The organism is Sphingomonas sp. SphC10, from assembly GCF_057004845.1.
Map to the genome: position 1 here is coordinate 183653 of NZ_JBSLMQ010000002.1, position 12950 is coordinate 196602.

Annotated in this window: 16 protein-coding genes; 12 read left to right on the forward strand and 4 right to left on the reverse strand. The window is 65.0% G+C overall.

What is annotated here, in order from left to right:
* Positions 1-3 precede the first annotated feature (3 nt).
* The 11 genes from mobF to ACWKSV_RS18675 all read left to right on the forward strand — a co-directional run bounded on the left by mobF (position 4) and on the right by ACWKSV_RS18675 (position 9250).
* On the forward strand, positions 4-3078 hold the full coding sequence (gene mobF / locus ACWKSV_RS18625) for a MobF family relaxase (protein WP_483666931.1): 3075 nt from the start codon (positions 4-6) through the stop codon (positions 3076-3078).
* Positions 3075-3317: a hypothetical protein gene (locus ACWKSV_RS18630; protein ID WP_010409139.1), complete on the forward strand. Its 243-nt coding sequence runs from the start codon at positions 3075-3077 to the stop codon at positions 3315-3317. The genes mobF and ACWKSV_RS18630 overlap by 4 nt, the downstream gene beginning before the upstream one ends.
* A gap of 270 nt (positions 3318-3587) precedes the next feature.
* On the forward strand, positions 3588-4361 hold the full coding sequence (locus ACWKSV_RS18635; RefSeq protein WP_241762958.1) for a type IV secretion protein: 774 nt from the start codon (positions 3588-3590) through the stop codon (positions 4359-4361).
* On the forward strand, positions 4348-5109 hold the full coding sequence (locus tag ACWKSV_RS18640) for a hypothetical protein (protein WP_010409145.1): 762 nt from the start codon (positions 4348-4350) through the stop codon (positions 5107-5109). Before ACWKSV_RS18635 ends, ACWKSV_RS18640 begins: the two co-directional genes overlap by 14 nt.
* 91 nt (positions 5110-5200) lie before the next feature.
* Entirely contained in the window at positions 5201-5410 is a 210-nt protein-coding gene (locus tag ACWKSV_RS18645; protein ID WP_010409146.1) for a hypothetical protein, read from the forward strand.
* A gap of 26 nt (positions 5411-5436) precedes the next feature.
* Positions 5437-5766, forward strand: a complete 330-nt coding sequence (locus ACWKSV_RS18650; RefSeq protein WP_010409148.1) for a hypothetical protein — start codon at positions 5437-5439, stop codon at positions 5764-5766.
* Positions 5767-5776: 10 nt separating this feature from the next.
* Positions 5777-6616 carry a CsgG/HfaB family protein gene (locus ACWKSV_RS18655; protein WP_016509815.1) on the forward strand — a complete coding sequence of 280 codons (840 nt, stop codon included), beginning with the start codon at positions 5777-5779 and terminating at the stop codon, positions 6614-6616.
* Positions 6613-7767, forward strand: a complete 1155-nt coding sequence (locus ACWKSV_RS18660) for a nuclease-related domain-containing protein (protein WP_010409151.1) — start codon at positions 6613-6615, stop codon at positions 7765-7767. The genes ACWKSV_RS18655 and ACWKSV_RS18660 overlap by 4 nt, the downstream gene beginning before the upstream one ends.
* Positions 7764-8261, forward strand: a complete 498-nt coding sequence (locus ACWKSV_RS18665) for a hypothetical protein (protein WP_483666932.1) — start codon at positions 7764-7766, stop codon at positions 8259-8261. Before ACWKSV_RS18660 ends, ACWKSV_RS18665 begins: the two co-directional genes overlap by 4 nt.
* Entirely contained in the window at positions 8258-8749 is a 492-nt protein-coding gene (locus ACWKSV_RS18670) for an SGNH/GDSL hydrolase family protein (protein WP_010409155.1), read from the forward strand. Before ACWKSV_RS18665 ends, ACWKSV_RS18670 begins: the two co-directional genes overlap by 4 nt.
* A gap of 96 nt (positions 8750-8845) precedes the next feature.
* Positions 8846-9250, forward strand: a complete 405-nt coding sequence (locus tag ACWKSV_RS18675) for a hypothetical protein (RefSeq protein WP_010409157.1) — start codon at positions 8846-8848, stop codon at positions 9248-9250.
* On the opposite strand, the gene ACWKSV_RS18680 is transcribed toward ACWKSV_RS18675, so the two are convergent.
* On the reverse strand, positions 9235-9666 hold the full coding sequence (locus ACWKSV_RS18680; protein WP_483666933.1) for a response regulator: 432 nt from the start codon (positions 9664-9666) through the stop codon (positions 9235-9237). The two genes, ACWKSV_RS18675 and ACWKSV_RS18680, sit on opposite strands and share 16 nt — an antisense overlap.
* 375 nt (positions 9667-10041) lie before the next feature.
* Between ACWKSV_RS18680 and ACWKSV_RS18685 the strand changes: the two genes are divergently transcribed.
* The gene (locus tag ACWKSV_RS18685) at positions 10042-10302 is read left to right on the forward strand and encodes a hypothetical protein (RefSeq protein ID WP_021320008.1); all 261 of its coding nucleotides are present in this window, start codon (positions 10042-10044) and stop codon (positions 10300-10302) included.
* 108 nt (positions 10303-10410) lie between these two features.
* Here ACWKSV_RS18685 and ACWKSV_RS18690 read toward each other — a convergent pair whose 3' ends face one another.
* From ACWKSV_RS18690 to ACWKSV_RS18700, 3 genes are all read right to left on the reverse strand, one after another.
* Positions 10411-11085 carry a tyrosine-type recombinase/integrase gene (locus ACWKSV_RS18690; RefSeq protein WP_483666934.1) on the reverse strand — a complete coding sequence of 225 codons (675 nt, stop codon included), beginning with the start codon at positions 11083-11085 and terminating at the stop codon, positions 10411-10413.
* Positions 11086-11292: 207 nt separating this feature from the next.
* On the reverse strand, positions 11293-12426 hold the full coding sequence (locus tag ACWKSV_RS18695; RefSeq protein WP_053556533.1) for a hybrid sensor histidine kinase/response regulator: 1134 nt from the start codon (positions 12424-12426) through the stop codon (positions 11293-11295).
* Positions 12423-12947 carry a chemotaxis protein CheB gene (locus ACWKSV_RS18700; RefSeq protein WP_236727401.1) on the reverse strand — a complete coding sequence of 175 codons (525 nt, stop codon included), beginning with the start codon at positions 12945-12947 and terminating at the stop codon, positions 12423-12425. The genes ACWKSV_RS18695 and ACWKSV_RS18700 overlap by 4 nt, the downstream gene beginning before the upstream one ends.
* Between the last annotated feature and the right edge of the window lie 3 nt (positions 12948-12950).

Here is a 12950-nt window from a genome sequence, read left to right on the forward strand (position 1 = left end):
CCGATGCTGTCGGTCGCTTCCGTCAAGTCCGCCTCCGGCGCGGCGCAGTATTTCGCCAAGGACGATTACTACACCGCCGAGCATTCGTCCGAGGCGACCGCCTGGGGCGGGGTGGGCGCGGCCGACCTTGGCCTCAAGGGCGAGGTGACCAAGGAAGACTTCGAGAAGATCCTCAACGGCGAGATGCCCGATGGCGAAAAGGTCGGGCAGGTCGAGGGTCGCAGGCTCGGTGTCGACCTGACCTTCTCGATGCCGAAGTCCGCCAGCGTAATGGCCTATGTCGCTGGCGACACCCGTGTCCTCACCGCGCATATGAACGCCGTAAAGGCGACGATGGGATGGGTCGAGAAGACCTTCGCCGAAGGCCGCACCTACGATCAGTCCAGGTCAGGGGATGCGGTGCGTACCGGCAACCTCGTCTATGCGCTGTTCCAGCACGACACGAGTCGCGCGCTCGATCCACAGGGCCACATCCATGTCCTGATCGCCAACATGACCAAGATGGCGAACGGGGCATGGCAGGCGCTCCACAACCAGCAGCTGTGGAAGAACAACACGACCATCGGCGCGGCCTACCACGCGCAGTTTCGCGCCGAGCTGGCGAAGATCGGCTACGAGACCAGCGTCACCGGCAAGCACGGCCAGTTCGAGATCGCCGGCGTGCCCAAGCAGGTGATCGACACCTTCAGCCAGCGGCGCGCCGATATCCTGGCGAAAGCCGGCGAACTCGGTGTCACCTCCGCCGAGGCGTTGCGCAAGGTGACCAACAATACCCGCGACGCCAAGCTGGACGTCGAGGATCGCGATGCCCTGCGTCAGAAGTGGCGCGACCGGGCGGCCGCGCTCGGGTTCGACGGCAAGGCGCTGGTCGATGCCGCGCGCGAGCGTGCTGGCGCCAGCGGCCTCGATGCCCAGCCACGACCGATGGAGCGCCTCGGTGACGTCCTGGCCAATCTCCGCGAAAGCCTGGGCGAGTTATTCCGACCCGCCGATCCGCTCGTCGCCAGCGGCCTCGACCGGCTGCGCATCGCGCCGGTGGATCTGCGCGCCCAGCACGCCGTCGCCTCCGCGATCCGCATCCATGCCCAACGCGAAGCCGCGTTCGCGGTGCCGGACATCACCAGGACCGCGCTCGACCTCGGGCTGAAGGGTGTCACCGCCGCGCATGTCGACGCGCGCGTCTCCGAGCTCATCCGCAACGAGAAGCTGATTCCGGGCAAGGATGACCGGATCGACAGCGTCGTCACCCATGTCACGACGCCCGAGGCGCTCGCGACGGAGCGCGGCATCCTTGCAGAGATCGAGCGCGGCAAGGGGGAGGGGCGGGTGATCGTCTCCGCCGACACCGTTATCGAGCGGATCAACGCCGCATCGGGCGACAAGGAACTCAATGCAGGGCAGATGGCGGCCGCGACGATGGCGCTCACTTCCGCCGATCGCATCGTCGCGGTCCAGGGCGTCTCGGGCGCCGGCAAGTCGACCATGCTGGCGAGCGTCGCGCGCAATGTCGAGCAGGAAGGCGGCAAGGTGGTCGGTCTCGCGCTCATGAAGGCGACCGCCGATCGTCTCGGCGCCGAAGCCGGCATCGAGAGCCGCACCGTGTCCTCGTTCGTCCACAGCTATGCCCGCCACGCGCTCGCTGGGAAGGGCGCGGGCTATGACGGCGCGCGAGACGCGCTCGCCGGCACCACGCTCATCCTCGACGAAGCCTCGATGGTCGGCTCGGAGCAGATGAAGCACCTGGTCGGCATCGCCAATGCGCTCGGCGTCGATCGCTTCCTGATGATCGGCGATCGCCAGCAGATCACCGCGGTCGACGCCGGCAAGGCGTTCGCGCTCGCGCAGGCCGGCGGGATCACGCTGGCGCGGATGGACGAGAATCTGCGCCAGCGCACCGAGCAGCTGCGCACCGTCGCCGCGCTGACCAACCGCGGCGAGGTGCGCGAGGCGATGGCGATGCTCGGCGACAAGGTCACCGCCAACCCCGAGCATGTGAAGGCCGCGGCCGAACACTGGCTGGGCCTAACCCCCGAACAGCGCGAGACCACCGCGATGTTCTCGTCGGGCCGCGTCGCGCGCGCAGAGCTCAACGTGCGCATCCAGGACGGCCTCGCCGCGGAGGGCACGTTGAAAGGGGACGGCGTCGTCACCCCGGTCCTCGACAAGGTCAACGTCACGCGCGAGGAACTCCGCTACGCGCATACCTATAAGCCCGGCCAGGTGATCGACCTGCGCCATGCCATGCGCGAGCTCGGCCTCAGCCCCGGCACCTATGACGTGCTCGGCGTCGACGCGAAGGGGCGCGTTCAGGTCCAGATCGGCAACCGGGTACGGACCTTCGATCCGCAGAAGATATCGCCGGTCGACAAGACCGACGCGATGCAGCTCGCCCAGCGCGAGCAGATCAAGCTGCATGAGGGCGACAAGATCCGCTGGACCCAGAACGACAAGGACCGCGGCCTCAACAACAACGATATCGCCCGCGTCGTCTCGGCCGACCCGTCGGGGATCAAGGTGGAGGCGAGCGACGGCACCCTCCACGAGCTGAAGGCGGGCGATCCGATGATGGAGCGGATCAGCCTCGCCTACGCGCTCAACATGCACGCGGCGCAGGGCATCACCACCGACACCGCGATCGCGGTGATGAGCCACAAGGAATCGAACCTCTCCAACCAGCGGCTGTTCAACGTCACCGTCACGCGCGTCCGCGACGACATCCAGCTGTTCACCGACGACCGCGAGAAGCTGACCGCCGCGATCGAGCGCAACGAGGGCAACAAGACCTCGGCGCTCGAGACCACCGGCGCGCTGTCGATCGACCCCGATCGCGGCGCTGCCGGCGCAGCCACGAAAGCCGGCGCGGGCGAGACGTTCAACCCTTCGCTGCCGCCCGACCTCGATCGCGGACCGGAGAAAGTCGGAGGCGAGCCGAGCGCAGATACAGCCCGCCCCTCGACCGGCGGCAAGATCGACATCCGTACCGATCCCTCGCTCGACCTCTCCCGGTTCAGCGTCCCGGTCGAGCCCAAAGGGCCTGAACTTCCCTACCCCGAAAAGGACATCGGACTGGAGCTATGAGCATGACCACATCACCACCGACCTGGGACCAGGTGATCGCCACCAAGCACTGGCACGCCTGCGACCTCGACACTCATACGCTCACGCAATGCAGCCAGCTCGCGCGGCGCGACGATGCGCTCGACTGGGGCGGCGAAACGCTTGCGATGGCCGCGATTTTCGGCCTGACCTACGTCTTACTCCTGCCGCTCACCCGCGCGCTGCGTGCCCTCCGGGTCCGGTCCGAGCCAGCACGATGAGCCTCGCCGACCGCGACTATATGCACGGGCCTCCCCGCATCGGTCGGACCTCGCGGCTCGACACGCCGCCCTGCGACGCGATCGAGGGAACGGCCGAGTATGGCCATCAGGCCCGCAGGAAGCCCGTGGAGCCACGGTCAACCGCACCACGCATGATCGTCCCGCTGACGCGCCGGTTGCGTCAGGCGGGACTCCTGGCGGCCGCGGTGGCGGCTTTCACCTTCGCCTGGGCGGTCGGATGCGGAATCGTCAGCGCGTCGCTTCACACCGATGGTGGAATTTTCGTTCCGCCCGCAACCCAAGGTACGCCCGGTGGACGGTAGTTTCCCTTTTCGCTTCCGGCGCCAACCCGAGCCGACGCACGCGACCCTCACGATCGCCGAAACCGCGGATCTGACGGCAGCGGCGCTTGAAGCGGTCCGCGCCGGTGACGGGGGCCGGCTCGCGGTATTCGGCGATGGCGACGCGATCGCCGAACTCGCCGACCAGGTCCGCGACCAGCTGATCGACCCCGCGCGCGGCAACTGGGACTTCTTCGCAGACCATCCGAGCGACTATGCACGCTCGTCCGCGATCGAAGCGTTCCTTCCCGACGATCCTGACGTTTGCTCGGGCTACACCTGCGCTTCGCGCTATGTGCTGCTCCGCGCGATCCAGCATGCCGGCGATGAACCTGGTGCGACCCTTTCGGCCGTCCGCGATCTGATACGGGATCTCCCGCCGGAAGCCGTCGCAGAGGCGGCGGGACACGATTCTGGAAACGGTCACGCCCTGCGTTGGGGAATGACCGTGCTGGCCGGCGTGCGACGAGCGACCCACGCTTTCGCCGACCACGACCGGCTGATGCCCAGGATCTCCATCGCGCGCTGGCTGGCAGGATCGGCGTCGACCATCCTGTTCGTACGACGCGAACCTGGACTGACTTCGAGCGAGGTTGTCGCCGTCGAGGCCTCGCTGCGCGATCACGCGATGCTGTCCAGAATGGACGTGTTTCCCCTGGCTCTCCCCTCGCAGTCGATGGAGGTGGTCGATGGGCATCGATGATCGCGACTATATGCGCGATCGCTACCGCAAGCGGCAGGGGCTCGATCCCGGTGCGACGCAATGGAACGATCGCAAGGCACGGGTCGAGCTGAACCGCTTCGGGTTCAGGAAATCGGTGCCGCTGGGGAGCGCGAGCTGGATATCTGGCGGATCGAAAGGGTCGTGGTTCGAAGCCAGGAACAGGGGCCACGATTATCAGCGCGGTCGATGGCGGCCCCGCCCGCGCTTCACGCCGGCCCCTTACTGGCAGGCGCTGGGCGTCGGTGTTGCCATCGCACTGGTCCTTGCGGCCTGGGCCGGGCAGGGCCAGATCAAGCGCGCAACCTCCAGCCTGTTCGCGTCAATCGTGGGGACGAACACCGGTTTTCCGGAATCGGGAACGGTCGCCGTCTCCTCCAGCGTCGACCTGCGAACCGTCAGAAGCCACCTGACCATTCAGGGTGCGGCAGACAATAGCATCGTCCAGCTGCTCGATCCGGCGACGGCGAAGAACCGGCTGTCGGTCTATGTCCGCGCCTTCGAGCGTGTCACCGTGCCAGCCCCGCTCGGCCAATATCGCGTCCGCTTCATCCACGGCCGCGAATGGGCAGATTCTCGGACCTTCTTCGGCAAGGGCACGCTGCACGACGAGGTTGCCGGCGTGATGCTGTTCACGCGACGGGTCGGGCACACGCTCGATCTTCGTCTGGGGGCCGACAGCAATCTCGTGGTCCGGCGCATCGCCGCCAAACCGGCCTCGATCCAGTGACACTGTCCTTCATCCACGCGCGGGGATTTCGCATCGCACCGCCAGGACCGGCCCCCGCGCGCCGGCACGGCGATCAACCGGGACAGGAGACATGAGCAACTGGGATTTCGAGGAAATGGGCGAGTTCGGCTCGGATGCCGACGCAGACCGCTGGGCGAAGCGCAACAACATCGCCCCGCAGGATGTCCGCATTCGCCGCAAGGGGGACGGGGTTGAGCTGGAGGTCCGGCGCTCGGCGCTGGGCGACAGCAGCGCCCGCCACGATGACCGTCGCGACGGCCGACGCAACGGTTTCTTCTGAAAACGGCCAGGGAAGGAGTACACACGATGAAACTGAAGATGATCGCCGCGCTGGGGCTTGCCGCCCTCTCCGTGGCCTTGCCGTCGGCCGCCAGCGCGCAGTCGTCGGCGCCGGTCCTGCTCGCGATGGCGAGCTTCGCCGGAAGTCATGCCGGCACCGATGCCGCGCGCGAGGTCGAGGCGAAGAAGGCGCGCTATCGCGCGCACGCGCTTCACAACGGCAAATGCAAGGACTGCGCGGACTGTCCCGACTGCAAGGACTGTGACGAAGCCGCGAAGAAAGTTGCGGCGGACGAGGAGCGTGCCGGGATCTGCGATCCCGCAGCGCATGCGAAGAAGGCGGGCGCCGGTGCTTGATCGCACCCGCATGCTCGTCGTGACGGCCGCGCTCGCGGCCGTCACACCTTCAATGGCCCACGCCCAGAAGCTGGGGCAGGGCGGCACCGGCGTCGACGAGACGACCGCCGTGCCGCAATGCCAGGTGCCGCTCGGCGTTGCCGCGCTGGTTGAGGAGAAGGCCGCCAACCCGGCCGATGGCCTGTCGCCGCAACTGCAGGCGCTCATGCGCATGGCGGAGATGCAGAACGGCGGTTCGACCGCGCGCGTCGACGCGCTGCCACTGGTCAAGCTGATGATCGCGCGATCCAATTGCTTCCGCGTCGCCGATCGCGGCGAGGCGTTCAGCGCGCTCGAACGCGAACGCGCGATCAATGGCGGGACTGCCACAACCCGGCCTGTCACCAAGGCGGATTATCTGATCGAGGTGAAGGTGGTCTATTCCGACGCCAAGTCGCGTGAGAGCGGGGGCGGGGTCGGCGGTGTGTTCGGCGGGGCGGTCGGGCTCAAGTCGAAGACACTCGAAAGCCAGGTGCTGATGACGCTGGTCGACGTGAACACCGGCATCCAGGAAGCGGTCGCCAGCGGGTCGGCGCGCAAGAAGGATATCGGCGTCGTGGGCGGTGGGCTGTTGCTCGGCCTTGGCGTGGGTGCGCTCGGTGGAAGCTACGCCTCGACCGACATCGGCAAGATCACCACGCTGGCGACGCTCGATGCGTTCCGCAAGCTGATCGAGGATGCACGGCCACGGCTCGAGGCGAGGCTGGTGCCGGCCAAGCCGCCCGCAATGGTGCCTCCCGCCTCCGCGCCGCTACCGGCGCAGGCGGTTCAACCGCTGCCGCAGCCAAATCCGGGAACGCCGAAACGATGATCCGCAAGAAATCGACCCGCGCGGCCGAGATCGCATTTGCCGACGAAGTGATGGCGTCCGACGAGTTCGCGGCTCTCCCCGAGCGCGTGCGATCGACGGTGCGGAACCATCGCCAGGGGATGCGGGGCGAGCGCGAGACCGCCTATATGCTCGATCACCAATTCGGGCCTGACAACGACCGCAACCTGCTTATCCACGATCTGCGCCTGCCGGACGGGCAGGGCGGGTTCGCGCAGTTCGATCATATCCTGCTGTCGCGGGCGTCGCGCACCGCCTCGATCTTCGAATCCAAGAACTACTCTGGCCGGATCTCGAAGAACGAGCATGGCGAATGGATGGTCTGGTATCGCTCGCAACGTCAGCCGCAGAACATCCCCAATCCGGTCGAACAGGCCAAACGACAACGCAAGGTGCTGCAGGCGTGGCTGAAGCGAAAAGGGCATGACAGGGCGTTCGCGGAGGTCGGCGTATTCGTGTCCGTTCCGCCCACCGCGATGATCGACCGTTCCAAAATCGGCAGCGACGAGCCGATCTACAAATGCGACAACCTTTACAAAGCCTGGGTGCCGTTCGGCGGGTCATCGCCCCTGGGACGAATGTTTTCGACCGGCGTCACCGCCGCGCAGATGGTCGAGATCGCCGACCAGCTCATCGCCGACCATGTCCAGGAGGGCGATATCTATACCCGCCTCGGCATCGTTCCTGACAGCACGGACGCCGCCGATACGTCTCATACCGGCGACCCGTCTGGGCCGATCAACATGCCCATCGTCCAGGCCGCGTCTGTGCCGGAATTGCCGCCGTACGTCGAGGCAGAGCCTGTCACTGTTCATCCGGCGCAAAGTCCCTCCACATCGGTAGCGGTTGAATGCACCGTTTTGGAGGTATCGCCCCCTGCCAAGGCGGTTCCCGTCAAGGCGGGCGCACCTATCGAGGTATGCGCCGGGATCGTCGAGCGGACACTGCCAGATGGCCGCATCGCATTCCGGGCCGCGCGCGACGATGAGATCGGCAGGGAGGTTCTTTCCGCGTTGTGCAAGGGCAAGGCGATCTGGAACCCGAGATTCTCCAACTGGATCTGCGTGCCCGACGTCGCCGACGTGATCCGGGCTGCACTTCCCGATGCGATCAGGGTCGGCCACGTCGCATGAATATGATCAGCCTGCCCCGGCCCGAATGCCCGTATTGCCATGAGGCGATGCGCCGCTGGCCGCTGGGGCAGCACATGCTGGTCTGCGACACCTGCCGCCGTCCGATCGTGCGCTACCTCGCTGCGCCCTCGCGTCGGATCTTTCGGCTGCGCCCGCTCTACAGCGTCATCAACGCCATCGCGCTGTTCATTCTGGTCGCGACCTTTCTCGCCATCGTGATCGCCCGCGCCGACATCCGGCATATCATGCTGGCCGTCACGATCCCCATCGCGATGTTCGGCGCGAGCGATATCGGCGATGGCTGGCTGTCCTGGCGTACCTCGCTCGATCGAGGGTGGAACCACCTTCGCAAGGGTCGCAAGGCGCGGCTGATCGGGCTGGCACGCGCAGCGTTCGGCATCGCCGGCTGTGCTGTCGCCATCTTCGGGCTACTTGCCTACGGCGACATGACCACTCCACGAAAACCGCTTGCCCATCAGGCTGGTCGGCCATGATTCCCTTCTGCCTGATCCTGGGCGACAGCACCGCGGTCGGCACGGCGCAGGCATTGGCAGCACAGGGCATACGCTGCGAGGTTCATGCGCGCGTGGGTGCCGGTTCGGCCGAGATCGAGCGGCGGGTGAGGGGCGCTTCGGCCGCCACCGTCGCCCTCATCGCACTCGGGTCGAACGATGCCGCCAGTCCGGCGCTCCCAACCAACCTTCTTGCGCTCAGGCGGCGAACCACCGCCGTCAAGGTGGCCTGGCTTGCCCCCTACGACCTGCGCGCGTCATCCATTGTCACGTCGATCGCGGCACGTTTCGGCGACACCGTCATCCCGCTGCGGGCGCAACCGAGCCGGGATGGCATCCATCCGGTCAGCTATCGCCCCGTCGCCAAGTCGCTGCGGTGGGGGGCGGTCGCCCCCTTCAGAGCCGGCGTAGCGCCGGCGCCGATCGCGCGCGCGACCGTGCTGGTGATGAGCAGCCCACTCGGGTCGTGATCGCCATCTTCATGCCGCGAGCATCGGTCGCCGGAACCGAACGGCTCGACTCAATCCCGCTGGAACAAATCCGGCCCATATGACAGGCTGAACGTCATGGACCATCGCATCACCCACACCTGCGGCCATGAGCAAACCCATTTCATTGCCGGGTTCGCGTCGCAGCAGGAGCGCAAGGCCACCTGGCTGCGCACGACGGTCTGCGGCGCGTGCTACCGCAAGCAGCGCCAGGAAGAGAACGAGCGCGACGCCGCGGCCTCGCAACAAGCCGTTGCCCATCTGTCGCTGGCGCCGCTCAACGGCTCGGAACGACAGGTCAGCTGGGCAACGACCATTCGCGCGAAACGGATCGCCTTGCTGCGCAAGGATCAACCTCTCGATAGCGTCGAAACCGGCGCGGCGCTGCTCGGCATCGCGGACGCCAAATGGTGGATCGACAACCGCGACGCGACCGACGCGCAGTTGCTCGCCTCGGCAGGGGTGGCTCAGGCTCCCGGCTGAACCGGCGTCGTCACCGCATTCTTCAGCGGCGCGGGCTTCTTGCCGTCAGGCAGCGTCCTGCGGAGGTGCTCGTGGACGATCGCAGCCGAGAAGGGCTTCGGGATGAACGTCGCCTTCTCGGGCATGTCACCCGGATTGGGACGGATATTGCCGCTGGCGATCACGATCTCGATCCAGGGCCAGTGCTGTGCGACATGACGCGCCAGCGCAAAGCCGTTGATCGATCCCGGCATCTCGACATCGGAGAACAGCAGGATGGTGTTGTCGGCCTGCTCCTCCAGCAGCACGATCGCGGTATCGCCGTCCATCGCCTCATGACAGCGAAAGCCGGCGTCCTCCAGGATCAGCGTCATGTCCATCAGGATGATCGGGACGTCATCGACCACGAGCGCGAAAGGTACGGTCGAAGTGTTCATCACCTCTACAACCGCCTGTATCTGTAGGCGCTTGCAATCGTAGCGGCGTGTGCTCGCAAACAGCCTGATTTCCTGCTCACGCTTTCTGCCACTGGCGGGGAGCGTCCTGCTCGAATTATCTGCCAGTGTGCTCGCCATCATCCGGCGCTGCTTGCAAACGGGGCGTTGTGCTCACGCTCCGTGCCAATGGGCTCTCCAAACCCGTAGCCGGCAAGCGCTTTTGCGAAGCAGGTTTCCAGAACAGTTCTGACAAGCGGCGGGCCGCAGAAATGCGTTGTCGTCATGGCCCGCCCGCGAGGTCGTCAGAAAGGAAGGTTTTCGCGAACAGGGCCAGCGCATAATAGGCGATGACACCACGCAAGCGGAAAGGGTGCGATGACCAAAACCGAAATGCTGGAGACGATGAAACGCCTCGACGCCCATGCGAATGCCCTGCTGCTGATCGGTGCTTCCGATATCGATCTGCTCGGCGGCATGTTCGACGTGATGCCGGACTTCAAGGCGCTGCTCGATGCCGGATACGGCGAAGAGATCGAGAGAAACGCCGGTCGCTTCCCCGGCCTGCACCGCTACGCCGTCATGCTCTCAAATATCGCCGAAGGGATCGCGGACGGCTCCATCCGGGTGCCACGCTGACGCCACTCCCGCTGGCAGATAATGTGAGCAGGCGACCATGACTGCGAGCAGCGCCGGATGATGGCGAGCACATTGGCAATTAGCGTGAGCAGACTGCTCCGCCCATTGTCAGATAATCCGAGCAGAAAATCGCTCCGTTTGCGAGCACACGCCGCTACGATTGCAAGCGCCTACAAGTAAGGCATCCTCGAGGTCGACACCAAGGTACCGAACCGTGTTTTCGATCTTGGTGTGGCCGAGCAGAATTTGGATAGCTCGGATATTGCCGGTGGCACGGTAGATCATCGCAGCTTTCGTTCGCCGCAGCGAGTGAGTGCCGTACTCAGCCTTACGCAAACCGATGGCGGTCACCCACTCATCGACGAGGCGGGCATACTGGCGTGTGCTCATATGGCCATGGAGATCGACGCGGCTCGGAAATAGATAATCGTGAGCCGAACCGCCGCGTCGCTCTAGCCAGGCGATCAGAGTCGCGCGAACATCCGCTGTCAGTTCGAATTGGACGGGACGGTTGGTCTTTTGCTGGATGACAATGGCGCGATTGCGAATGTCCGCGCCAGCAACGACATCGCCAATCTTGACCTTGACGAGATCACAGCCACGCAGTTTGCTGTCGATCGCGAGATCGAAGAGAGCCTTGTCCCGGAGACGGCCTTCGCGATCTAGGTGGAAGCGTATCGCCCAGATTTGCTTCTGCGTCAGAGGTCGCTTGGTGCCAACGGTCTTGCCGGCGTTCCAGGCTGCACGGGCTTGTATTGCGGGGTCAAATCGAGAGTATCCCATGGTTCATCTCCTCGGCCGTCATTGGCCAAGCGGGGAACGCTGAAAGAGGAGGCTTTTGGGCCGCAAGCGGACTGGCGGCTTATAGGCGCTGCGACCTTGAAATCCGACAATCAACTGCCATCCGACGGGATCCCTCCTGACTATTTGGGTTCCTGGATTAGTGTTGCGAGCTTCAAGTACGAAAGTTCAGCGGTAAGCTTAATCGCGCTAGTGGTTTCCGGTCGGAAGCTGGATCTCGAAAGTACTTCCTTCGCCAGGTACGCTGCTTACCAGCCGGATTGTCCCGCCATGCAGTTCGGCAAGTTGCTTGACGAGGGCCAGCCCGATTCCCAGCCCGTCGCCTATCACGACCATTCCTGCATTGGATTGCTCGAAGAGCTCGAAAATGCGCGACTGCTGGTCGGCTGGGATGCCGACACCGTTGTCGGAAACGACAATGCTGGCGCTGTTTCCGCTGCCACTTGCGGTGACCTCGATGCGCCCGCCCTTCGGCGTGTACCGTGCCGCATTGCCAACGACATTGCTGACCATCTGAATGAAGCGCGCCTTGTCGACGTCGAGTAGTATCGGCTGTTCCGGAACGTTCACTGCGAGCGTGTGATTCCCTGACTCGATTGCCGGAACCGCGACTTCCAGCGCGGAGGGAAGGATGTCGGCCAGCAGCACTTTCTCCCGGCGCAGCGAGATTTTTCCGTGCTCGATGCGGTTGATGTCGAGCAGGTCGTCGACGAGACGGGTCATGTGCCCGAGATGCTGCCGCATCGACGTGCGGACGTTTCCAATGACCTCCGGATCCCTTTTCCTCTCCAGAATGCTGAGACCGGCGGCAAGGACCGCCAACGGATTGCGCAACTCGTGCGCCAGCACCGCGAGAAACCGGTTTTTCTGCTGATCGGCAGCCTGTAGCGCAGCGCTGAGCGTTGCGAGTTCGTCGCGCTGGGCGGTGATCTGCTGCCGCTGGGCATACAGGTCCAGGAAGACATTCGATTTGGAGCGCAGGATGTCGGCTTCGATCGGCTTTTGGATGAAATCGACCGCTCCCGCCTCGTAACCTCGAAAGCGGCGTGCGGCATCGCCGCTTCCCGCCGTCACGAAAATGATCGGGATATGCCGCGATCGCTCGTTCGCGCGCATTATCTCGGCCAGTTCGAACCCGTCCATGCCGGGCATCTGCACGTCGAGCAGCGCCAGCGCATAATCGTTCGCCAGCATCAGTTCGAGCGCATCTTCGCCGCTGCGCGCCAAATGCAGCTCCAGCCCTTCGCGCGCAAGCAAGGCTTCGAGCGCGACGAGGTTTTCCTCGAGATCGTCGACCAACAGGAATTTGACGTTGTTGGTCATAGCGCGATCATGGCCTCCAGCGCAGGGTGGATGTCTTCCAACCGCATCGCTTGCGAACCCGGGGCCGCGGCAAGCGCAGCGTGGGGCATTGTCGCCACTTCCGCCGAGGCCGGATCCTGTACGATACCTTTCCCGCCTGCCGCACATATAGCGCGCAATCCCGCTGCGCCATCGCTGTTCGCTCCCGTCAGGACAATCCCGGCCAGCTCGCTTCCGAACGCGTCTGCCGCGCTTTCGAACAGCACGTCGATTGCGGGTCGCGAGTGATTGACCGGCTCGTCCGAGGATAGAGCGAGCGAGCCGCCCGCCTCGACGAGAAGATGATAATCGGACGGCGCGAAATAGATCGTTCCCGGTTCCAGCGGCTCCTTATCCTCCGCTTCCTTTACAGGGATGCGGCATTTGTCGGCGAACAGATCGACCAAGGCGTTATCGCGCCGTGGCGGGATATGGACGACGACGATGACGGGAATGGGAAAGTCCACGGGCAAGGCCGGCAGCACCTGCGAAAGGGCCTGCACGCC